Origin of the sequence: Streptomyces canus (genome assembly GCF_030815415.1) — a bacterium.
GTDB lineage: Bacteria > Actinomycetota > Actinomycetes > Streptomycetales > Streptomycetaceae > Streptomyces > Streptomyces canus_F.
Genome location: NZ_JAUSWW010000001.1, coordinates 3,720,735 through 3,743,147, shown reverse-complemented (window position 1 = coordinate 3,743,147; position 22,413 = coordinate 3,720,735). Strand labels below are relative to the sequence as shown.

At 71.5% G+C, this 22,413-nt stretch carries 15 protein-coding genes; 12 read left to right on the top strand and 3 right to left on the bottom strand.

The genetic code is table 11. The features are described from left to right. Positions 1-49 precede the first annotated feature (49 nt). The 10 genes from QF037_RS51000 (at position 50) to moeZ (ending at position 12,064) form a co-directional block, all read left to right on the top strand. On the top strand, positions 50-142 hold the full coding sequence (locus QF037_RS51000) for an Ms4533A family Cys-rich leader peptide (RefSeq protein WP_323185132.1): 93 nt from the start codon (positions 50-52) through the stop codon (positions 140-142). A 148-nt stretch (positions 143-290) separates the two neighbouring features. After that, complete coding sequence (locus QF037_RS17090) at positions 291-2,009, top strand: ABC transporter substrate-binding protein (RefSeq protein WP_307026167.1); 1,719 nt, start codon at positions 291-293, stop codon at positions 2,007-2,009. A gap of 4 nt (positions 2,010-2,013) precedes the next feature. Next, positions 2,014-3,000: an ABC transporter permease gene (locus QF037_RS17085; RefSeq protein ID WP_307026165.1), complete on the top strand. Its 987-nt coding sequence runs from the start codon at positions 2,014-2,016 to the stop codon at positions 2,998-3,000. After that, positions 2,997-3,995: an ABC transporter permease gene (locus tag QF037_RS17080; RefSeq protein ID WP_307026163.1), complete on the top strand. Its 999-nt coding sequence runs from the start codon at positions 2,997-2,999 to the stop codon at positions 3,993-3,995. The genes QF037_RS17085 and QF037_RS17080 overlap by 4 nt, the downstream gene beginning before the upstream one ends. Beyond that, on the top strand, positions 3,992-5,770 hold the full coding sequence (locus tag QF037_RS17075) for a dipeptide ABC transporter ATP-binding protein (RefSeq protein ID WP_307026161.1): 1,779 nt from the start codon (positions 3,992-3,994) through the stop codon (positions 5,768-5,770). The genes QF037_RS17080 and QF037_RS17075 overlap by 4 nt, the downstream gene beginning before the upstream one ends. Before the next feature lie 190 nt (positions 5,771-5,960). Further along, positions 5,961-7,652: a DUF3492 domain-containing protein gene (locus QF037_RS17070; protein ID WP_307026159.1), complete on the top strand. Its 1,692-nt coding sequence runs from the start codon at positions 5,961-5,963 to the stop codon at positions 7,650-7,652. Continuing rightward, positions 7,649-8,947 carry a hypothetical protein gene (locus QF037_RS17065; protein ID WP_307026157.1) on the top strand — a complete coding sequence of 433 codons (1,299 nt, stop codon included), beginning with the start codon at positions 7,649-7,651 and terminating at the stop codon, positions 8,945-8,947. The genes QF037_RS17070 and QF037_RS17065 overlap by 4 nt, the downstream gene beginning before the upstream one ends. Positions 8,948-9,125: 178 nt before the next feature. After that, positions 9,126-10,085 (top strand): NAD-dependent epimerase/dehydratase family protein, encoded by a 960-nt coding sequence (locus tag QF037_RS17060; protein WP_307026154.1) that lies wholly within the window; start codon positions 9,126-9,128, stop codon positions 10,083-10,085. Then, a complete protein-coding gene (locus tag QF037_RS17055; RefSeq protein ID WP_307026151.1) occupies positions 10,073-10,822 on the top strand; it encodes a spherulation-specific family 4 protein in 750 nt (249 codons plus the stop codon). The genes QF037_RS17060 and QF037_RS17055 overlap by 13 nt, the downstream gene beginning before the upstream one ends. A gap of 63 nt (positions 10,823-10,885) precedes the next feature. Beyond that, positions 10,886-12,064 (top strand): adenylyltransferase/sulfurtransferase MoeZ, encoded by a 1,179-nt coding sequence (gene moeZ, locus QF037_RS17050; RefSeq protein ID WP_307026149.1) that lies wholly within the window; start codon positions 10,886-10,888, stop codon positions 12,062-12,064. 62 nt (positions 12,065-12,126) lie between these two features. On the opposite strand, the gene QF037_RS17045 is transcribed toward moeZ, so the two are convergent. From QF037_RS17045 to QF037_RS17035, 3 genes are all read right to left on the bottom strand, one after another. Further along, positions 12,127-13,686, bottom strand: coding sequence for an alpha/beta hydrolase (locus QF037_RS17045; RefSeq protein ID WP_307026147.1), 1,560 nt, complete (start codon positions 13,684-13,686; stop codon positions 12,127-12,129). Between the two features lie 130 nt (positions 13,687-13,816). Beyond that, positions 13,817-15,361, bottom strand: coding sequence for an alpha/beta hydrolase (locus QF037_RS17040; protein ID WP_307026145.1), 1,545 nt, complete (start codon positions 15,359-15,361; stop codon positions 13,817-13,819). Positions 15,362-15,477: 116 nt separating this feature from the next. Beyond that, positions 15,478-18,180 carry a lysylphosphatidylglycerol synthase domain-containing protein gene (locus tag QF037_RS17035; protein ID WP_307026143.1) on the bottom strand — a complete coding sequence of 901 codons (2,703 nt, stop codon included), beginning with the start codon at positions 18,178-18,180 and terminating at the stop codon, positions 15,478-15,480. Positions 18,181-18,366: 186 nt separating this feature from the next. Between QF037_RS17035 and QF037_RS17030 the strand changes: the two genes are divergently transcribed. Together QF037_RS17030 and QF037_RS17025 are read left to right on the top strand one after the other, a co-directional pair. Then, a complete protein-coding gene (locus QF037_RS17030) occupies positions 18,367-18,732 on the top strand; it encodes an MGMT family protein (protein WP_307026141.1) in 366 nt (121 codons plus the stop codon). A gap of 275 nt (positions 18,733-19,007) precedes the next feature. Then, positions 19,008-22,397 (top strand): ATP-dependent helicase, encoded by a 3,390-nt coding sequence (locus QF037_RS17025; protein ID WP_307026139.1) that lies wholly within the window; start codon positions 19,008-19,010, stop codon positions 22,395-22,397. The last annotated feature ends 16 nt before the right edge of the window (positions 22,398-22,413 follow it).

Genomic DNA, 22,413 nt, shown 5'->3' with positions numbered 1-22,413 from the left:
CTCTTGTGCCGCGTTGACATGCGCAGAAAAGTCGTACATATTGCTGCGCATGTCGCCCCGTCACGCCTCCGTTCGCGCCGCCATCGAGCTGGCGCTCATCGGCGTGACCGCACTGTGCGTGGCCGACATTCACTGTCGCTGACGTCCGCCCTGAGGCGTTCGCGTCGCGATCTTTTTCCTTTCCCGTGACCTGGTCACGGTTTTTCGACGACCTGACGCCCGGGCAGACCTCTGTGCACTTTCGTCTCACCCCTTGTCTGCCTGTCTCACCATTCGAGAGGTCGTCTCCGATGCGTCAACCGTCCGTCATAGCGCGCCGCGTGGCCGCGGTGTCCGTAAGCCTGGTTCTGGCGGCGGGCGCCGCCGCCTGCGGGCCGGACGACAACGATGCCAAGGGCTCCGGTGGTGACTCCACGCCCCACAAGGGCGGCACCCTGACGGTCCTGAACTCCAACCCGCAGCAGGACTTCGACCCGGCCCGTCTCTACACCTCCGGCGGCGGCAACGTCCCGTCCCTGGTGTTCCGTACGCTCACCACCCGCAACCGTGAGAACGGCGAGGCCGGTGCCGAGGTCGTCCCGGACCTCGCGACCGACACGGGGCGCCCCAGCAAGGACGCGACCGTGTGGACGTACACCCTGAAGAAGGGCCTGAAGTACGAGGACGGCGCCGCGATCACGTCCGCCGACATCAAGTACGGCATCGAGCGGTCCTTCGCCCCCGAGCTCTCCGGTGGCGCCCCCTATCTGCGGGACTGGCTGGTCGGTGCCGCCGACTACCAGGGGCCGTACAAGGACAAGGGCGGGCTCGACGCGATCGAGACGCCGGACGAGCGGACCATCGTCTTCCATCTGAACAAGCCCGAGGGCGAGTTCCCGTACCTGGCCACACAGACGCAGTTCACGCCGGTGCCCAAGGTCAAGGACACCGGGACGAAGTACGAGGAGCACCCGGTCTCGTCCGGCCCGTACAAGGTCGTCAAGAACGAGAACGACGGTGAGCACCTCGTCCTGGAGCGCAACACGTACTGGTCCGCCTCGACGGACGCCGAGCGCAAGGCCTACCCGGACAAGGTCGACGTACGGTCCGGGCTCGACTCCTCCGTGATCAACCAGCGGCTGTCTTCGTCCCAGGGGGCGGATTCGACCGCGGTCACCACGGACACCAACCTCGGGCCGGCCGAGCTCGCCAAGGTGACGGGCGACAAGGAGCTGGCCGCTCGCGTCGGCACCGGTCACTTCGGCTACACGAACTACATAGCGTTCAACCCGACGGTCAAGCCGTTCGACAACGCCAAGGTGCGGCAGGCGATCTCGTACGCCATTGACCGGTCGTCCGTGGTGAACGCGGCCGGTGGGTCGTCCCTCGCCGAGCCCGCGACCACCTTCCTGCCGAACCAGAAGTCCTTCGGCTACGAGCCCTACGACCTGTTCCCGGCGGGTGACGCCGGCGACGCGGCGAAGGCCAAGGAGCTGCTGAAGGAGGCCGGTCACGCGAACGGGCTCACCATCACGCTGACCCACTCCAACGCCAAGGACTTCGAGACCAGCCCGGAGATCGCGACCGCGATCCAGGACGCGCTCAAGAAGGCCGGCATCACGGTCAAGCTGCAGGGCCTGGAGGACAACGACTACTCCGACAAGATCCACAATGTGAAGACGGAGCCCGGCTTCTTCCTCGCCCACTGGGGTGCGGACTGGCCGTCCGGCGGTCCCTTCCTCGCCCCGATCTTCGATGGCCGACAGATCGTGAAGGACGGCGCGAACTTCAACACGGGCCTGTTGAACGACAAGTCGGTCAATGCCGAGATTGACTCGATCAACAAGTTGACCGACCTTGACGCTGCCGCCAAGCGGTGGGGTGCACTGGACAAGAAGATCGGCGAGCAGGCGCTGACCGTGCCGCTGTTCCACCCCGTCTACAAGCGTCTGGTGGGCAAGGACATCAAGAACGTCGTCATCAGCGACTGGACCGGGGTGCTGGACATCTCGCAGGTCGCGGTGAAGTAGCGCCGTGAGCGAGGCACTTGTCGCCACCCAGGCCCCCGAGGCGTCCGTCTCGGGGGCCTCGGGGGCCCGTCAGTTCTGGCGGCGGCTGCGGACGCAGCGCGCCGCCCTCGTCGCGGCTGCCGTCGTCGCGCTGCTCGTCCTGGTCGCGCTCGCGGCGCCGCTGCTGACCGCGCTCGAGGGCCAGGACCCGACCACCTACCACCCTTCCCTGGTCGACTCCGCGCGCGGTGGCGTGCCCGTCGGCTCCTTCGGGGGCGCCGGCGGCGACCACTGGCTCGGCGTCGAACCGCAGACCGGGCGCGACATGTTCGCGCGGCTCGTCTACGGCGCTCGTGTCTCCCTGGGTGTCGCGCTGGCCGCGACCGTCGTGCAGGTGTTGATCGGCGTCCTGGTGGGCGTGACGTCCGCACTCGGCAGTCAATGGGTTGATCAACTGTTGAGCCGGCTCACCGACATCATCGTCGCCCTGCCCCTCATGATCATGGCGCTGGCCCTGCTCGCGATCGTGCCGTCGGACTTCCCGCGGCCCGTCCTGGTCGCCCTCGTCATCGGCCTCATCGCCTGGGGCAACATCGCGAAGATCACGCGCGCGCAGACCCTCACCCTCAAGGGGCTCGACTACGTCTCCGCGGCCCGGCTCAGCGGCTGGAGCACCTGGCGGATCGCCCGCCGCGAGCTCCTTCCCGGCCTCGCCGCGCCGGTCATCACCTACGCGGCGCTCCTCGTCCCGATCAACATCACTGTCGAGGCCGCGCTGTCCTTCCTCGGTGTCGGAGTGAAACCCCCGACGCCGTCGTGGGGACAGATGCTGACCGCCGCCGACGTCTGGTACCAGGCGGCCCCGCAGTACCTGCTGCTGCCCGCGGGCGCGCTCTTCGTGACCGTGCTGGCCCTCACCGTCCTCGGCGACGGCGTCCGCACGGCGCTCGACCCGCGCGCGGCCTCACGTCTGCGCGTCGGAACGGGCCGCAAGAGGGAGGCCAAGGCATGAGCGGCTTCACCGGTTTCGTGCTGCGCCGCCTCCTCGGCGCCCTGGTCACCCTGCTCGCCATCTCGGTGATCGTCTACGTCGTCTTCTACGTCACCCCCGGCAACGTCGCCCAGATCACCTGCGGCCCGCGCTGCTCGCCCGCCCAGGTGCAGCAGGTCGCCGACCAACTGCACCTGAACGACCCGCTCTACACGCAGTACGGGCACTTCCTGCAGAGCCTCGTCGCCGGCCAGGACTACTCGACCGGCACGTCCGTGGAGCACTGCTCGGCGCCCTGCCTCGGGCTGTCGTACCAGAGCGACCAGCAGGTCACCCAGCTGATCCTGGCCAAGCTGCCGGTCAGCCTGTCGCTGGTCTTCGGCGCGATGGTGCTCTGGCTGATCCTCGGTGTCGGCACCGGCGTGCTGTCCGCGTGGCGGCGCGGCCGGCTCACCGAGCGCGTCCTGACCGGCATCACGCTCGCGGGTGTGGCCACGCCGGTCTTCGTGATCGGTCTGGTTCTGATGATCGTCGTCTGCGGGCAGCTGCAACTGCTGCCGTTCCCGCAGTACGTGAAACTCACCGACGACCCCGAGCAGTGGGCGTGGAACCTGCTGCTGCCCTGGCTGTCGCTGGCCCTCATCGAGGCGGCCGCGTTCGCCCGCCTCACGCGCGCGTCGATGCTGGAGACGCTGGCCGAGGACCACATCCGCACCTTCCGCGCGTACGGCGTGGGGGAGCGGTCGATCATCGGGCGGCACGCGTTGCGCGGGGCGCTCGCGCCGGTCATCGCGCTCAACGCCAACAACTTCGGCGGCGCGGTCGGCGGCGCGGTGCTCACCGAGACGCTCTTCGGACTGCCGGGCATCGGTCAGGAGCTCGTCCACGCCGTCAAGGTGGTCGACCTGCCGGTCGTCGTCGGCATGGTCCTGGTCGTCGGCTTCTTCGTGGTCCTCGCCAACGCCGTCGCGGACGTGCTGTACGCGGTGGCCGACCGACGGGTGGTGCTCGCATGAGTCTGGTGGACGTCAGGGACCTGACGGTCGAGTTCGGCGAGCTGCGGGCCGTCGACGGACTCTCCTTCCGCCTTGAGAAGGGCGCCGCCCTCGCCCTGGTGGGTGAGTCCGGCTCCGGCAAGTCCACGGTCGCGTCCGCGCTGCTGGGGCTGCATCGCGGCACGGGCGCGAAGGTCGGCGGTGCGATCGAGGTCGCCGGCATCGACGTACAGGCGGTATCGGACGAGGCGCTGCGGCGGCTGCGGGGCGGGAAGGCCGCGATGGTCTTCCAGGACCCCCTGTCGTCCCTCGACCCGTACTACGCGATCGGCGACCAGATCGCCGAGGTGTACCGCGTGCACGCGCGCGTGTCGCGCCGAGCCGCACGCGCGCGTGGGGTGGAGGTGCTGGACAGGGTGGGAATCGCGGACGCGCCGCGCCGGTCCCGGTCCCGTCCGCACGAGTTCAGCGGCGGCATGCGCCAGCGCGCGCTCATCGCCATGGCGCTGGCCTGCGAGCCGGACCTCCTGATCGCCGACGAGCCGACCACCGCCCTCGACGTCACCGTCCAGGCCCAGATCCTCGACCTGCTGCACACGCTGCGCGAGGAGACCGGCATGGGGCTGCTGCTCGTCACGCACGACGTGGGCGTGGCGGCCGAGAGCGTCGACGAGGTGCTGGTGATGCGGCACGGGCGCGTGGTCGAGCACGGAGCGGTGAGGGATGTGCTGGGGGCGCCTTCGCAGGCGTACACGCGGGAGCTGCTGGGGGCGGTGCCGCGGGTGGAAGCGCGGCGGCGCGCGGCGGCAGGAGTACCGGCTGCCAGGACGGGCTCGACGGCAGCCGCCGTGCCGTCTCCCGAGGGTCCCGCAAAGCCGTCGAGCGGTCCCGGAACCGCCTCGGGCGGGTCCTCGCCGACGGCTGCCGGGCCGCACTCCGACGCGGACCCCGAACCGCCGGGCCCGCCCTCCGGGGCGCTGTCGAAGCCCGCCTCCGAGACGCCTGCGCGGCCCACCGACGTCGTCCTCGAAGCGCGCGGCCTCCGCCGTGAGTTCGGCCGCGGCAAGCGGGCGTTCGTCGCCGTGGACGACGTGTCGCTGACGATCCGTCGCGGGGAGACCCTCGGCATCGTCGGTGAGAGCGGCAGCGGCAAGACGACGCTCGGGCGCATGCTGGTCGGGCTGCTGGAGCCGACGGCGGGGGAGATCGAGCCGGGCGGCGGGGTGCGCCCGGACGTGCAGATGGTCTTCCAGGACCCCGTCTCCTCCCTCAACCCCCGCCGCAGCGTGGGCGAGTCGATCGCCGACCCGCTCCGCGCGCGGGGCGAGAAGGACGAGACACGCATCAAGGGGCGCGTGCGGGAACTGCTGGAGCGCGTGGGGCTCGAAGGGGCGCACTACGACCGCTATCCGCACGAGTTCAGCGGCGGACAGCGCCAGCGCGTGGGCATCGCGCGGGCGCTCGCGGCCGACCCGCGCGTCATCGTGTGCGACGAACCGGTCTCCGCGCTCGATGTGACGACCCAGGCCCAGGTGATCGCCCTGCTCGGCGAGTTGCAGCGCGAACTCGGGCTCGCTCTCGTTTTCGTCGCCCACGACCTCGCCGTGGTACGGCAGGTCAGCGACCGGGTCGCGGTGATGCGCCGCGGCCGGATCGTCGAGTCGGGACCCGCAGACGAGGTGTACGACAACGCCCGGGACCCGTACACCAAGCAGCTCCTGGCCGCCGTACCGGCGCTCGATCCCGAGGTGGCCGCGCGGCGCAGAGCGGCACGGAGGGAACTGGCCACTGCCTGACGTAACGTAACTGCTTGATCTCTTAGCGCGAGCGAACGCGGCCCGCACGGGAAAGTTACGACCGTTCACCCCTTCTGGTGGCGCGATGGACAACCGTCCGTCGCGCCACCGTCATGTCCGCATACGTTCGTCCCGCTGTGAGCCGCCGGACCAACGGCGGCTCCCCTTACGGGAGATCGGGGGTGCGCTCGTGCGCATCGGACTGCTTACGGAGGGTGGCTATCCGTATGTGAGCGGTGACGCCAGGCTCTGGTGCGACCGGCTCGTGCGCGGGCTCGGGCAGCACGAGTTCGACATCTACGCGCTCAGCCGCAGCGAGCGCCAGGAGGACGAGGGCTGGGTCCCGCTTCCCTCGCAGGTCAGCCGGGTGCGTACGGCGCCACTGTGGACGGCCGAGGACGACGGCGTCGGGTACGGCCGCCGTGCGCGCCGGCGGTTCGCCGAGTGCTACGGCGAGTTGGCGGCCGTACTCTGCGCGGGCCCCTCCGAGGAGCCGTCGGCCCTTGAGGCGGACCGTTTCGGCAGCGCGCTGTACGGTCTCGCCGAACTGGCCCGCGACGAGGGCGGGCTGGTGGGCGCGCTGCGCTCCGAGGCCGCCGTGCGCGCCCTCGAGCACGCCTGTCGGGCGCCGGGCGTCGCACGCACGGCCCGCGAGGCGCGCGTACCCGATCTGCTCGCCGTGGCCGCCCACCTGGAACGCGCGCTGCGCCCCCTGTCCCTCGACTGGTACGAGGACGACGGGCTCGGCTCGGTCGACCTGTGCCACGCGGCCTCCGGCGGCCCGGCCGCGCTGCCCGGACTGCTCGCCCGCCATTTCTCCGACGTCCCCCTGCTGGTGACCGAGTACGGGGTGCGGTTGCGGACGCACTACCTGTCCGCCACGGAGGCCTCGCCGTCGGTGCGGTCGCTGCTCGCCGCCTTCCACGGCCGGCTCGCCGCCGAGATCTACGGCCGCGCCGCGCTCGTCACCCCCGGCAACACACACGCCCGTCGCTGGCAGGAGCGCTGCGGTGCCGACCGGGACAAGATCCGCACGGTCTATCCGGGCATGGACGCCGCCCGCTTCGCGGAGGTCGGCGAGTCCCCGGAGAGCGCGGATCCCGACACTCTGGTCTGGGTCGGCCGCATCGAACCGACCAAGGACCTCATCTCCCTCCTGCACGCCTTGGCGGAGATCCGCAAGGAGGAGCCCAAGACCCGGCTGCGGATCATCGGAGCGCCCGCCGGTCCCGAGGGCACGGCCTACCTGGGCCACTGCAAGGCGCTGGCCGCGCAACTCTTCCCGGACGAGGCGGACGGCCTGCACGCCGTCGGTGACAACCCGGTCTCCTTCGGGGAGATCGGCGGCCCGGAGGTGCCGGCCCTCGCCGACGCGTACGCCTCGGGCGCCGTGACCGTCCTGTCCAGTGTCGTCGAGGGCTTCCCGATCAGCCTGGTGGAGGCCATGTTCTGCGGCCGCGCGACCGTGTCCACGGACGTGGGCGCGGTGGTGGAGGCCATCGGCGGGACCGGACTCGTCGTCCCCCCGCGCAACCCGCGGGCGCTCGCCGAGGCGTGCGTGACCCTGTTGCGCGATCCCGAGCGCCGTGCGCGCCTGGGCGCCGCGGCACGCGCGCGGGCGCTCGAGCTGTTCACCGTCGAGCAGAACATCACGGCATTTCACGGCATTTACCTGGAGATCGTCTCGCGACACCCGGTCCGCCGGGTCGTCCTCGACACCACCGGGGAACCGCTTCCGTTCGCCGTCCCCGCCGAGGCCCACATGCCCGGCCGCTGGACGGACTCCGGGCCACGGGTCGTCGCCCGCGGCGGCCCCGGCTGGGCGGCAGGCCCTCCGGTGCGCGCCAACACCCCGCTGCCCGCCACGGAGGGAGCGCGATGAGCGACCTCGGCGAACTGGACCGTCCCGGCACTCCGGCCGGCCCCGGCCCGTGGGACACACGCTCGGAGGAGTGGCTGGTGGGGGACGGCGACGAAGGCGAGGACGCTGACGCCGACGGCACCGAAACCGTCGTAGCCACCGCGGACGAGGACAGCACGATCCCCCGCGCCCCCGAGGCGACCCCGGCCCGAAGCCGGCCCCCCGCACCCCGCCGCACCGCCGGGGACCCCGTGAAGACCCTGATCCACCGCCATCGCGAGCTGTGCGAACGAGCCGTGGATCCCTTGGAGATCGCGGCAGGCCTGGAGGCACACGGCGTCACCGACCGCACCGCGACCCGCTTCCGCCACCGGGACGTCTTCTCCCTCGCCGAGGAGATGTACGCGCGCGTGTCGAGAGACGGCGAACCCGCCGCACCCGCCACCCCCTCCGACGCCCCCCGAGCAAGCGCCGACTGGATCCTGCTCACCCTCCTGCCGGGCGCACTGTGCGCCGCGACAGTGGCCGGACTCCGCCTCACCGACGGTCAGCCCCGTCTGGCCGCGGCCCTCGTGGGCACGCTCGCCGTGGCTCTGGCGCTGCGCGCGGCACTCACCCGCGGCCCCCTGAGCACCACCCACCACTCACCACCCCGCACCCTCACCCTGACCTGCTGGCTGATCGCCTACGCCCTCCTGGGCGACGGCCTCCTCCAAGCAGCCGTCACCGGCGGCCCCGACGCCCTCCCCACCGGCGCCCCCGACGGCCCCTGGCCGCTGACGACCGCCCCCGTCCTGGCCCTCACGCTGTCCTGCGCCCCCGCGGCCTGGACCGCCCACCTCTTCACGACCAGAGCCCGCCGCAAACTCACGCTCAGCCGGGGCCTGGAGGACTTCACCGCCTCCGTACTGCCGCTGCTGTTCGGCGTGTTCGCCCTGTACCTGTGCGCCCTGACGGTCCTGCTGATCCCGACCTCGGCAGTCCTGGGCGAACCCGCCCGCTACGCCCACACCCTCACCCTGGGCGCCCTCCTCTTCCTTTCCCGTCTCCTCGCCATCCACGGCTTCACCCACGCCCCGCCACTCGTCCTGACCGCCACGGCCCTGACGGAACTGACCGCCATCGCCTCGGTCTTCACCGCCCGCCTCCCGGGCTGCGACTTCCTGGGCGCCCCGATCGAGACCCTCGCCGCGGCATGGGGCCCGGGCGGCGTCCCGGCACTCGCCTGCGCGGCGGGAGCACTCACCCTCCTGCTGCACGCGACCCGCAGGCTGACGAGGGCCTCGGCCCACGCCCCCACGGACCAGCAGTGGTGAGGCAACGGGGCGTGAACCCCGCAACGCATGACGAAGCAGTACGGCGCCCCGCGCGCCCCCACTCACCCCAGCAGGCCGGCGCAGGCATCTCGCCCCTTTGCCGGCGGCACACCGTCCTGACAGGAGAGCACCACATGAACACCTCCCGACCCGAAGGCCCGGCGACGGGAGCCGCACGATGAGGGTCCTGATGATCGGAGCCAACGGCTACCTCGGCCGTTTCGTCGCCGACCGCCTGCTCGCCGACCCGGCCGTCCAGCTCACCGCCCTCGGCCGCGGCGACGACGCCGACGTCCGCTTCGACCTCGCGTCCGGCAGCCCCGGAGCACTCACCCGCTTCCTCGACGCGGTCCACCCCGGCGTGGTCATCAACTGCGCGGGCGCCACCCGCGGCGGCGCCCGTGAACTCGCCCGCCACAACACCGTCGCCGTGGCCACCGTCTGCGAGGCCCTGCGGCGCAGCGGCTGCGGGGCTCGGCTGGTCCAGATCGGCTGCGGCGCCGAGTACGGCCCGAGCCAGCCCGGCTCCTCCACCGCCGAGGACGCGGTCCCCCGCCCCGGTGGCCCGTACGGCGTCAGCAAGCTCGCCGCCACCGAACTGGTCCTGGGCTCCGGCCTGGACGCGGTCGTGCTCCGCGTCTTCTCGCCGGCAGGCCCCGGCACTCCCGCGGGATCCCCGCTCGGCCGCCTCGCCGAGGCCATGCGCCGCGCCATGCAGTCCGGTGACGGCGAACTCAAGCTCGGCGGCCTGGGCGCCCAACGGGACTTCATCGATGTCCGCGACGTCGCCCGCGCCGTCCACGCCGCCAGCCTCTCCGCCGCGCAGGGCGTCATCAACATCGGCTCCGGTCGTGCCGTCCGCCTCCGTGACGCCGCCGCCGTCCTGGCCCGCGTGGCCGGATACGGGGGCGCCCTCCACGAACTCGACGGACCTCCCGGCCCACTCCGGGCATCCATCGGCCATCCCCGCTCCGAACCGGACCATGCCGCTCCGGCCGCGTACCCGTACCCGGACGGCTGCGGCAGCTGGCAGCAGGCCGATGTGCGCACCGCACGCGACCGGCTTGGCTGGCGCCCCCGGATCAACCTCGAAGAGTCCCTCGCCGACATCTGGATGGAGGCGGCATGCCGCATCTGACCAGCACGAAAAAGGCGGCGTCCGGTACCGGGCTCCATACCGGCGTCGGTGTCCCCGGCTTCGCCCACCCCCTCGTCGCCCCCGCCGAATGGGCCGAACTCACCCGCCCGGGCACGCCCGTGCACTGGGTCGTCCTCAACGTCGCCGACGGCCCCGGCAGCCGCCCCGACCCGCACTGTCTGGAGGCGGCCGGCCGGCTGCGCAACGCGGGCGTCCGGGTCCTCGGCCACATCGACGCGACCTACGGAGCGCGGAGCTTCGGCGAGATGATCTCCGACGCGCACCGCTACATCGACTGGTACAAGGCCGACGGCTTCCTCCTCGACCGCTGCCCGACCGAGCGCGCCACGCTCCCCGAGATCCGCCGCACGGTCACCACGCTCCGCGCGATCCGCGACGACGCCCATGTCGTCCTCGGCCATGGCACCCATCCGCACCCCGGCTACGCGGAGAGCGCCGACCAGTTGGTCACCTTCTCCGGCGCGTGGAGCGACTACCGCTGGTCGCAGGTGGCCGAGTGGACCGCCGACTATCCGCCCGAGCGCTTCTGCCATCTCGTCCACGGGGTGCCGGGCGGCCATCTCGACGAGGCGCTGCGCATCGCCCGTTGGCAGGGCGCCTCGACCATCTACTTCACGGACCGCACGGACCGGCACGGCCGCACCGACCCCTGGGAGGCCATGCCCGGCTACTGGGACGAAATCGTCTCGCGGATCGGAACAGGTGTCTCGGAATGAAGAAGGCCATGGCAGTGTTACGGGGAGAACAACCGTAGTGATTGACCGACCAACGGAGTCCCCGTGTCGCTGCCACCCCTGGTCGAGCCCGCTTCCGAGCTCACCGTAGACGAGGTCCGCAGGTACTCCCGCCACCTGATCATCCCCGACGTCGGGATGGACGGGCAGAAGCGGCTGAAGAACGCCAAGGTGCTGTGTGTGGGCGCCGGCGGCCTGGGCTCGCCGGCGCTGATGTACCTGGCCGCGGCGGGCGTGGGCACGCTCGGCATCGTGGAGTTCGACGAGGTCGACGAGTCGAACCTGCAGCGCCAGATCATCCACAGCCAGGCCGACATCGGCCGCTCCAAGGCCGAGTCCGCGCGCGACTCCGTCCTCGGCATCAACCCGTACGTGAACGTGATCCTTCACGAAGAGCGGCTCGAGGCCGAGAACGTGATGGAGATCTTCAGCCAGTACGACCTGATCGTCGACGGTACCGACAACTTCGCGACCCGCTACCTCGTCAACGACGCGGCCGTGCTGCTGAACAAGCCGTACGTATGGGGCTCGATCTACCGCTTCGACGGCCAGGCCTCGGTCTTCTGGGCCGAGCACGGCCCGTGCTACCGCTGCCTCTACCCGGAGCCCCCGCCCCCGGGCATGGTCCCCTCCTGCGCCGAGGGCGGCGTCCTGGGCGTGCTGTGCGCGTCCATCGGCTCCATCCAGGTCAACGAGGCCATCAAGCTCCTCGCGGGCATCGGCGAGCCGCTCGTCGGCCGCCTGATGATCTACGACGCCTTGGAGATGCAGTACCGCCAGGTCAAGGTCCGCAAGGACCCGAACTGCGCGGTCTGCGGCGAGAACCCGACCGTCACCGAGCTCATCGACTACGAGGCCTTCTGCGGCGTCGTCTCCGAGGAGGCCCAGGAGGCGGCCGCCGGCTCGACGATCACTCCCAAGCAGCTCAAGGAGTGGATCGACGACGGCGAGAACATCGAGATCATCGACGTCCGCGAGATCAACGAGTACGAGATCGTCTCCATCCCGGGCGCCAAGCTGATCCCGAAGAACGAGTTCCTCATGGGCACCGCCCTGGAGAGCCTCCCGCAGGACAAGAAGATCGTCCTGCACTGCAAGACGGGTGTCCGCAGTGCGGAAGTCCTCGCCGTGCTGAAGTCCGCGGGCTTCGCGGACGCCGTGCACGTCGGCGGCGGCGTGATCGGCTGGGTCCACCAGATCGAGCCCGACAAGCCGGTGTACTGACCGGACCTGCCGTGATCGGCGGGGGTTCCACGCACCACGGGTGCGGGGAACCCCCGCCGTCGTCATGAGCAGACCTTGCCGTCCTTCGGCACCGTGCCCTTGAGCAGATACGCGTTCACCGTGGAGTCGACGCAGTCGCTCCCGCTGCCGTACGCCCCGTGCCCCTCGCCCTTCCAGGTGAGCACCACACCGACGTCCTTGCCCAGTTCGTCCGCCATCTTCCGGGCGCCCTCGTACGGCGTCGCCGGGTCGCCGGTGTTGCCCACCACGAGGACCGGCGGCGCACCGGGAGCGCTCACCTCCGGGGTGTCCCACTGTCCGGTCACCGGCCAGTCGTGGCACCAGCCGGCCGTGTCCCAGCCCAGGAAGGCGCCGAAGACGGGCGAGAGCTTCTCGAACGTCGGCAGCAGCTTCTTCGTCTCCGCGGCGGTCGGCCGCTGCTTGTCGTCCAAGCACGATATGACCCGCTGCGAGTGGGTCGTCGTGCCGTAGTGGCCCGCGGTGTCCCGCTCGTTGTAGCCGTCGGCGAGCGTCAGCAGCTCCGAGCCGTCGCCCTGTTCCGCGGCCTCCAGCGCACTGGTCAGGGTGGGCCAGCTGGCCTTGCTGTACAGGGGGAGCACGATGCCGGTGACCGCGAGCGTCTGCGTCAGCTTCCGGTCGGAGCCGGTCGGCAGCGGATTCGCGTCGAGTTTCTTCAGCAGGTCGGCGATCTTCCGCGTGCCCTGCTCGGGGTCCTGGCCGGTCGACTTCAGATAGTCGTCGAGCGCCCGCTGGAAGCCCCGGGTCTGGTTCTCCGCGTGGCCCACCGTGTCGGCGCTCGGGTCGACGACCGCGTCGAGGATCAGCCGCCCGACGTTCTTCGGGAACAGGTGGGCGTAGACGCCGCCGAGTTCGGTGCCGTAGGAGATGCCGAAGTAGTGCATCTTCGTGTCGCCCAGCACCTGGCGCATGAGGTCCATGTCGCGGGCGGTGTCGGTGGTCGAGACGTGCGCCAGGAGCGCCCCGGCTGCCTTCTGGCAGCCCTTGCCGAAGGTGGTGGCGTCCTTGAAGTACGCCGCTTCCTCAGCCGCGGTGTCCGGCGTCGCGTCCACGCTCTCGGCGGACTGGATCTCCTTGTCGCCGCGACAGCGGACGCCCTCGCTGGCGGCGACCCCGCGCGGGTCCCAGCTCACCAGGTCGTACCGCTCGCGGAGCGTGGAGACCGTCGCGCCGTACAGCGGCATCATGGACACGCCCGAGCCGCCCGGGCCGCCGAAGTTGAACAGCAGCGAGCCGATGCGCTCGTCGCTGTCGCCGCGGGCCTTGGCGCGGATCAGCGCCAGACCGATCGTCCTGCCCTCCGGCTTCGCCCAGTCCAGCGGCGCCTTGAGCGTCGCGCACTGCCATTCGCTGCTCGGCGCGGGGGAGTCCGCCGTGCCCTTGCAGCCCTCCCAGTCGAGCTTCTGAGAGGTCAGCGAGGACGGCAGCGCGGCGGCCGCCTCGGTGTCGGAGGCACCCGACGACGGAGTGGACGTGTTCGTGCCCTCGTCGTTCTTGCCGTCGTCGGACGAGCCGCCGCTGCAGCCCCCCACCAGCAGTGCCGCGGCGGCGGCCAGGGCCGTCCACCGTACGAAACGCGTCATCGCAGTCCCCCCATGCAGGCCGTCCGCACTGTGCCGCGGATGGCGGTCATGCCATGGTAGGCGGCCCGCATCACAGCTACGCATGCCTGTGGATAACGCTCTGACCTGCTGATTTTCCGGAATCCTCGTGTCAGGGGCAGATCGTCCCGGCCGTCGGTACCTTCCCGTCCAGCAGATAGCCGTTCACCGCGCTGTGCACACACGTGTTCTCGCTGCCGTACGCGCCGTGCCCCTGCCCCTTGTACGTCAGCTCCACGCCCACGCCCTTGCCCAGCGCGTCCACCATCTTCCGTGCCCCCTCGTACGGTGTGGCCGGGTCGCCGGTGTTGCCGATGACAAGGATCGGCGCCGAGCCGGCCGCACTCACGTCGGGGTGCTCGGCGGCGCCCGCGACGGCCCAGTCGGTGCAGCTGACCATGCCCCATGCCAGGTAGTCGCCGAAGATGGGGGAGACGGACCGGAACTCCGGCAGCTTCCGCTCCACGTAGTCCTCGGTGTAACGGGGCTTGTCGTCGGCGCAGTTGATGGCGATGTTGGCCGCGCTGAGATTGCTGTACTCGCCGTCCTCGTTGCGCCCGTTCATGGAGTCGGCCAGCAGCATCAGCACCCGGCCGTCCCCGTCGTACGCCTGCTCCAGGCCCTCGGTGAGGTACTCCCAGAAGTCCTGCGAGTACAGCGACTGGGCGATTCCGCTGGTCGCCGCGGTCTGGGTCAGCTCGCGCAGGCCGACACCGGGGATCGGCGCGCTGTCGAGGTCCTTCAGCAGTTTGGCGATACGGGTCTTGACGTCCTGTGCGCTGTCGCCGATCGGGCAGTCCTCGGTCTGCGACACACAGTGCTCGGCGAAGTTGTCGAGCGCGCGCTGGAAGCCCTTGGTCTGCCCGAGGGAGCCCTCCTCCGAGTCCTCGGTCGGGTCGACGACCGCGTCGAAGACCGCGCGGCCCACCTTCCCGGGGAACAGATGGGCGTAGACGCCGCCGAGTTCGGTGCCGTAGGAGATGCCGAAGTAGTGCAGCTTTTCGTCGCCGAGGATCTGGCGCATCAGGTCCAGGTCGCGGGCCGCGTCGGTGGTGCGCACATGGGAGAGGACCTTCTCGGAGTTGTCCTCGCAGGCCGCGTTGAACTCCCTGGTGTCGTCCAGGAGCCTGGTGCGCTCGGCCGCGTCGTCAGGGGTCGCGTCCTGCTGGAAGTACGCGTCGAGCTGAAGGTCGTTGAGGCACTCCACGGGTTCGCTGCGGCCCACCCCGCGCGGATCGAAGCTCACCAGGTCGTAGCGGGTGCGCAGTTTCGCGTAGTCCTCGCCGAAGGCGGGCAGCGTGGTGACGCCCGAGCCGCCGGGGCCGCCGAAGTTGAAGATCAGGGAGCCGATCCGCTTGCTCTCGTCGCCGCTGGCCTTCGCCCGGATCAGCGCGAGCCCGATCTTGTCGCCCTTGGGCTTGTTCCAGTCGAGCGGCGCTTTCAGGGTGGCGCACTGCCACTTGTCGCCGTTCGGCAGAGGTGACGGGGCGTCACCACCACCCTCCGCCCCGTCCGGTGCCGGGCAGTCCTTCCAGCTCAGCTTCTGGGCTGTGACGTTCTGGTCCTCGGAGTCGTCGCCGCAGCCCGCCAGCAGATTGGACAGCAGGACGGCGGAGACGGTCAGGGCAGCGACGCGCAGGCGGGGAGGGTTCGGCATGATCCCATCCTGCGGTCGGCCACCTCGGGCCGCTCGGGGCACGGGCCGTACGAGGTACGCGCGTGCCGGTCGTCCGAGGCACGCGTACGTGGCTGACGTACGGCGTACGCGCGTGCCTACAGCGCGCCCTTGCGGGACAGGTGGTTGAAGGCCAGCCAGCCCGGCAGCACCGGAATCCACAGGGTCAGCAGCCGGAACAGCAGCACGGCCGGGGCGGCGACCTCACTCTCGAGGCCCACGGCGATGAGGCCGACGGTCAGGGTCGCCTCGACCGCGCCCACACCGCCCGGCGTCGGGGCCGCCGAGCCGAGCGCGTTGCCGGCGAGGAAGACGACGGCGACGCTGGCGATGCTGATCGAGGAGCCCTCGGTGCCGAAGGCCCGGATCGAGGCGTCCAGGCACATCACGAAGCAGGCGGTCAGCAGGAGCATGCCGCCGATGCCGGTGAGAAGCTTCTGCGGCCGCTGGAGCACGTCGAGCATGCGCGGGATGACGCCCGCGAAGAGCGACCGCACGCGCGTGACGACGAACTTCCGCAGGAACGGCACGGAGGTGACGACGAGCACGAGCACCGCCACCGTCAGCAGACCCGCGATGACCGTCCGGGACGGCGACAGCGACGGTGTCTTCTCGGTGCCGGTCAGATAGCCGAAGGACAGCAGCATCAGGATGTGGCAGCCGAGCCCGAACAGCTGCGAGGCGCCGACACTGGCCACCGCGAGCCCGGGCCGCACTCCCTGGCGTTGCAGGAAGCGCGTGTTGAGGGCGACACCGCCCACTGCGGCCGGCGCGACGATCTTCACGAACGACCCGGCGACCTGCGCCCCCACGGTCCGCGTGAACGGCACCCGCTCGGGCACGAACCCCAGCAGCGACATCGCCGCCGCGAAGTAGCTCGCCGCCGAGAACAGCACGGCCGCGGCGACCCAGCCCCACTCGGCGTTCTGGATGAGCGGGCCGAACTCGATGTGGGTGAGCTGCGTCAGCAGGAAGTACGCGCCGATGGCACCGGCGATGACGCTGATCAGGGTGCGTGGCCGCACTCGCTCCAGGCGGGCCGGCTCGACCGGCGCCTGCGGCCTGATCAGCAGCACCGCGTGGCGGATCTGAGTGAGCAGGTCCTCCTCGCGGGCCTCCTCCAGGGCCTCGTCGATGGCCCGCTTCTCGGCCCGCGCCTCCGCGCGTACGGCCTTCTTGTCGGGCTTCTCGAGTACGGGTCTGGCGTCGTCGTGCGTTTCCTCGAGTCTGGCCTGCTTGGCCTGTCGGGACGCCTCCAGGATCGCGTCGCGCTCGCGCTGGGCGCGTTCCCGGGCCAGTGTGCGCAGCGTCGCGCGCGTGGAGCGGCTGAGGGCGATGGGCTGGAGCATCGGCAGACAGTCGGCCACCGCGTCGGGGCCGAGCACGCTCACCGCCGCGGCCACCGCGCGCTCGGCGCCCACCCGCAAGCCGAGCGTCACCAGCAACTGGGAGATGTCCATGCGCAGCAGCAGGTCGCCGGCCGCGATCTCGCCGACGCGCAGATCGGTGAGGATCACCGTGCCGGAACGATCCACCAGAATCGCGTCGCCGACGAGGCGCCGGTGGGCGATGCGCCGGGACTGCAGGGCCCGCACCTGGTGCCAGGTGTCCCGGAGCAGGTCGTCGGTGATGTCCTCGTCAGGCAGCGAGTCGAGGGTGCGGCCGCCGGTGTGCTCGTAGACGAGCATCACGGCGTCGGGACCGAGCTCGGAGGTCGCGATGAGCTTGGGGGCGTTGGCGCCGGCCGCGATGGCCGCGTAGGCGAGCAGGGCCTCCTGCTCCAGTGCCTGGCGCAGCGAGGGCAGGCTGCTGCGGGTGGCGAAGCCGCGCAGGGTCAGATTGCGCCACGCGCGGTAGAAGAAGCCCTGCGCCTGCTGCTCCCGGTCGACCACCGTCACGTCCAGCGGCGGACCGTCCTCCAGCGTGACGAAGTAGCGCCGGCCCCGGTCGCCCGTCTCGGGGGTCTCCGCGACCTCCTCGCGGGCCGCGCTCACCGGATGGAAGCCGACGTGCCGAAGGCCCGCCATCAGCGTCCGCCCCGTGGGCTGGACGTTGGGCGAGCCGACCGCGTACAGCGTGCCGTAGGCCACGGTCCAGCCGATCAGCACCGTCAGGATGATCGAGAACGGCGTGGTGTAACCCGTGACGAGCATCGAGAAGGCGTCGAGCATCAGCACGATCCACAGCACCGCGCGCCAGCGCGGTCGGCGCGACATGCCGACCGCCGTCATGTAGGCGATGACCGGCGCGAGATAGCCGTGCACCGGGTCGGTGAGGGCGTGGATGTCACCGGGGGAGGGCTGGGTGAGCGCCTCCTGGATCGAGTCGGGGGCGGCCTTGGCGACCCACAGGTCGGTGGCGAGGGTCACTCCGTGCGCCAGGACCGCCGCGAGCACGCCGTCCGCGATGCGCAGCCCGTCGCGCTTGATCAGCCGCTCGATCGCGAAGGCGACCGGCACCAGCAGGATCGCGATGCTGGAGGCCAGGCCGGCGATCTTGATGAGCAGGTCGGGCGCCTGTCCCGTGCCCTTGTTGATGTCCTGTTCGAGACCGGAGGTGGTGCCGTGCGCGAACGCGGCGATCGCCAGCAGGATCACCACCGCCAGCACACCGACGAGGAGCCGCATGAGGTCCGACGGACGGTGCACGCGCGCGGGGAGGAGGGGTTCGTCGCCCTCGACCTCGTCGCTGTGCGTCTCGTCCTCGAACTCGGCCGCCGCGTCTTCGCCACTGGTGCCCGGGCGCGACGAAGCGTCAGAGGTGCTCTCCGCGCCCTCCGGGTGCACGCCCTGTTGCTTCATCGTCTCTTCTTGATCTCGTATCACCGGTCACCGCCCGCACGATGGTGGCATGCCCCACCGACACACGGGGGCATCAGGGTGCAAACGCGGGGGCGCACAGTCTGCCCGAAGCGCCGCCCCGGGGCGAGAGATACGCACGGTGGTCAGCGCGTCACGTTGTCGGTGGGGTGGGGCAGGATGGGGCGGATGAGTGACGAGAGTCTTCCGCGCGACGCCCTGCCGGAGTACGCCGAGCGCGTCCTGGAAGTGGCGGAACTCATCCCGCCCGGGCGCGTCATGACGTACGGCGACGTGGCCGAGTGGCTGGAGGAGGGCGGCCCGCGTCAGGTCGGCCGGGTGATGGCCCTCTACGGGGGAGCCGTCCCGTGGTGGCGGGTCGTCCGCTCGGACGGCGTGCTGCTCCCGGGCCACGAGCTGCGGGCGCTCGACCACTACCGCGCGGAGGGCACACCGCTGAGGACCGCGAGCAGGGCCGCCGAAGGCCACCTGCCGCGCCTCGACATGAAGCGGGCGCGATGGGAGGGCGGCGAACGCGCGGAAGGTCACACCTGACAGCTTCCGCCATCGGACGGGTCCAGGGGTGGCCTGTGATCCGTACGGGGGAAACGGGCGAAAGCGGGCATGTCCGTGGCATGGCGTACGTTCGTGGGGCGAGGGACGCAGGTGTCGCGAGCGCCGTGAGTGTCGTACGGGAAGAAGCGGAAGACCTGCTTCCGATCTCTTCGTCGGCGTAGCGTCGACTGCACGCGTCCCCCTCATCCCGCGATCACCGCCCTGCACGTACGGCGGACGCCCGACCAGCACACCCACCAGGACCGGCGAACCACGTGAGCTCCTCTTCCTTCACCAGGCGCCTGCCGCACCCCCAGGTGCGGCAGGGGAGCCGTGGCGCTTATCGACTGGTGCGTACCCCGCCGACCCGCGTGGTCCCCCCTCGTCTGGACGCCGCACAGCGCTCCGTGGTTGAGCACGGGGCCGGTCCGGTGCTCGTCCTCGCTGGTCCGGGCACCGGCAAGACCACCACGCTCGTCGAGTCCGTGGCGGCCAGGATCGCCCGGGGCGGTGACCCCGCGCGCGTGCTGGTGCTGACGTTCAGCCGCAAGGCGGCCGTCGAACTGCGCGACCGCATGGCCCTGCGCATTGGGGCCGCCCGCGCGCCCCGGGCGACCACCTTCCACTCGTTCTGCTACGCCCTGGTCCGCGCCCACCAGGACAGCGACCTGTTCGTGGAGCCGCTCAGGCTGCTGTCCGGCCCCGAGCAGGACGTCGCCGTACGCGGGCTGCTCGCCGGCCAGCCCGACCTGGAGCGGCTCGGACTCGCGCATGTGCGCTGGCCGGACGAGCTGCGCGCCTGCCTGACCACCCGCGGTTTCGCCGACGAGGTCCGCGCGGTACTCGCCCGCAGCCGCGAACTGGGCCTGGGCCCGGACGCCCTGGACGCCTTCGCCCGTGGCATCGGCCGCCCCGACTGGCGGGCCGCGGCCGCCTTCCTCGCCGAGTACCTCGACGTCCTCGACCTCCAGGGCGTGCTCGACTACGCGGAACTGGTCCACCGCGCGGTGCTCCTCGCCCACCGCCCCGAGGTCGCCGGGCGGCTCGCCACGCAGTACGACGCCGTGTTCGTGGACGAGTACCAGGACACGGACCCGGCCCAGGTACGGCTGCTGCACGCCCTCGCCGGCGGCGGCCGCGACCTCGTCGCCTTCGGCGACCCCGACCAGTCGATCTACGCGTTCCGGGGCGCCGACGTGAACGGCATCCTGGACTTCCCGCAGGCCTTCCCGCGCCTCGACGGCCGCCCGGCGCCCGTCGAGGTCCTGCGCACCTCCCGCCGCTCCGGCGACGCCCTGTTGAACGCGACCCGGCTGCTGACCCAGCGGATGCCGCTGACCCGGCTCCCGGCGGACAAGGCACGCGCCCACCGCGCGCTCGCCCCGGTCCGGGAGGGCGGCCGCGTAGAGGTCTTCACCTACCCGACGCCGGGCACGGAACTGGACAACATCGCCGACATCCTGCGCCGGGCGCATCTGGAGGACGGCGTCCCGTGGGGCGAGATGGCCGTACTGGTGCGCGCGGGGTCACGCACCATCCCGACGGTCCGCCGAGCCCTGACGTCGGCCGGGGTGCCCCTCGACATCGACGGCGACGATCTGCCACTGCGGCACGAACCGGCGGTGGCGCCGCTGCTGACGGCGTTGCGGGCAGTGGCCACGGCGGAGGCCTCGGCGCGCCCTGACGAGGAGGCTGCTCCGGGGGAGAACTCTGCCGTGGCGGTGCCCGCTGAAGAGGCTTCCGCCGATGAGGCGCCCATTGACGAGGCGCCCGTCGAAGAGCAGGCCCCCTGCTGGCTCGAGACCGAGACCGCCCTCACCCTCCTCGCCTCCCCCCTCGCCGGCATGGACGCCGCCGACCTGCGCCGCCTCGGACGAGCCCTGCGCGACGAGGAGCGGGCGGCCGGCAACCCGCTGCCGCCGCCCTCGGACGAGCTGCTCGCGCGGGCGCTCGCCGAGCCGGAGCGGCTGGCCGTGCACGACCCCGCGTACGCGCGTGGCGCCCAGCGGCTGGGCGCACTGCTGCGCAAGGCCCGTGAGCGACTCGCGGGCGGCGGCAGCGCCGAGGAGGCGCTCTGGGACCTGTGGGAGGGAACACCGTGGCCCACGCGCCTGGAGCGTGCCGCCCGGCGCGGCGGCGCGGCCGGCCGCAACGCCGACCGTGACCTGGACGCCGTGTGCGCGCTGTTCGCGACCGCGACCCGCGCGGAGGAGCGCACCGGCGGCCGGGGCGCCCTCAACTTCCTGGAGGAGATCGACGCCGAGGACATCGCCGCCGACACCCTCACACGGCGTGCCGTACGTCCTGACGCCGTCCGCCTGATGACCGCGCACCGCTCCAAGGGCCTGGAGTGGCGCCTGGTCGTCGTCGCGGGCGTCCAGGAGGGCCTGTGGCCCGACCTGCGCCGCCGCGGCTCCCTGCTGGAGGCCGACCGCATCGGCCGCGACGGACTCGCCGAACCGCTCACCCCGGGCGCGCTGCTGGCGGAGGAGCGCCGCCTGTTCTACGTCGCCGCCACACGCGCGCGTGAACGTCTGGTCGTCACGGCGGTCAAGGCACCCGCGGACGACGGCGACCAGCCCTCCCGCTTCCTCACCGAACTCGGCGTCGAACCCAAGGACGTCACCGGCCGCCCGCGCCGCCCCCTGTCCGTCGCCGCGCTCGTCGCCGAACTCCGTGCCACCACCGTCGACCCGCGTGTCTCGGACACCCTCAGGGAGGCCGCCGCCCGCAGGCTGGCCAGGCTCGCAGCGCTCGCCGACGAGGACGGCCGTCCGCTCGTCCCGTCCGCCCACCCCTACCGCTGGTGGGGCATGTTCGAACCGACCGAGTCCAAGGTGCCGCTGCGCGACCGCGACCAGCCCGTCGTGCTCTCCGGCAGCGCCCTCGACCAGCTCGCCAACACCTGCGCCCTGCAGTGGTTCCTGGGCCGCGAGGTGAAGGCCGACGCGCCCGCCACGGTCGCCCAGGGCTTCGGCAACGTCGTCCACGTCCTCGCCGACGAGGTCGCCTCCGGACACACCCCGGCCGACCTCGCCGTCCTGATGGAGCGCCTCGACTCCGTGTGGAACGCGCTCGCCTTCGACGCGCCCTGGAAGTCGGCGCAGGAGAAGGAGCACGCGCGCGTGGCGCTCGAACGCTTCCTCCAGTGGCACGTCATGGACCGCACCGGACGCACACCGGTCGCCAGTGAGCACGACTTCGACGTCACCCTCGGAGCGGGCGACTACGAGGTGCGCATCCGGGGCCAGATGGACCGCGTCGAGGCGGACGGCGAGGGGCGCGCCTACGTCGTCGACTTCAAGACCGGCAAGCAGGCGGTGAGCAAGGCGGAGGTGGAGCACCACCCGCAGCTCGCCGTCTACCAGCTGGCCGTCCGGGAAGGTGCCGTCGACGAGGCGTTCGACGGGGTACGTCCGGAGCCGGGCGGCGCGGAACTCGTTCAGCTGCGTCAGGGCGCCGCCAAGCGGGACGGTGGCGAGACGCTGCCCAAGGTGCAGGCACAGGAGCCTCTCGAAGGGGAGTGGGTCGGAGATCTGCTCGCCACGGCCGCCGGCAAGGTCCTCGACGAGCGGTTCACGCCGAGCACGGGGCAGCACTGCACGCACTGCGCGTTCCGGGCGTCGTGCAGCGCTCGCCCCGAAGGACGTCACGTGGTCGAGTGACCCTCCTGGTGTGATC

What these genes read in the sequence shown, in the direction of transcription:
- QF037_RS17090 (WP_307026167.1), top strand. Translation starts at nt 291, where the DNA reads ATGCGTCAACCGTCCGTCATAGCGCGCCGCGTGGCCGCGGTGTCCGTA.
- QF037_RS17065 (WP_307026157.1), top strand. Translation starts at nt 7,649, where the DNA reads ATGAGCGACCTCGGCGAACTGGACCGTCCCGGCACTCCGGCCGGCCCC.
- QF037_RS17045 (WP_307026147.1), bottom strand. Translation starts at nt 13,686, where the DNA reads ATGACGCGTTTCGTACGGTGGACGGCCCTGGCCGCCGCCGCGGCACTG.
- QF037_RS17040 (WP_307026145.1), bottom strand. Translation starts at nt 15,361, where the DNA reads ATGCCGAACCCTCCCCGCCTGCGCGTCGCTGCCCTGACCGTCTCCGCC.
- QF037_RS17060 (WP_307026154.1), top strand. Translation starts at nt 9,126, where the DNA reads ATGAGGGTCCTGATGATCGGAGCCAACGGCTACCTCGGCCGTTTCGTC.
- QF037_RS51000 (WP_323185132.1), top strand. Translation starts at nt 50, where the DNA reads ATGTCGCCCCGTCACGCCTCCGTTCGCGCCGCCATCGAGCTGGCGCTC.
- QF037_RS17030 (WP_307026141.1), top strand. Translation starts at nt 18,367, where the DNA reads ATGAGTGACGAGAGTCTTCCGCGCGACGCCCTGCCGGAGTACGCCGAG.
- QF037_RS17035 (WP_307026143.1), bottom strand. Translation starts at nt 18,180, where the DNA reads ATGAAGCAACAGGGCGTGCACCCGGAGGGCGCGGAGAGCACCTCTGAC.
- QF037_RS17075 (WP_307026161.1), top strand. Translation starts at nt 3,992, where the DNA reads ATGAGTCTGGTGGACGTCAGGGACCTGACGGTCGAGTTCGGCGAGCTG.
- QF037_RS17055 (WP_307026151.1), top strand. Translation starts at nt 10,073, where the DNA reads ATGCCGCATCTGACCAGCACGAAAAAGGCGGCGTCCGGTACCGGGCTC.
- QF037_RS17080 (WP_307026163.1), top strand. Translation starts at nt 2,997, where the DNA reads ATGAGCGGCTTCACCGGTTTCGTGCTGCGCCGCCTCCTCGGCGCCCTG.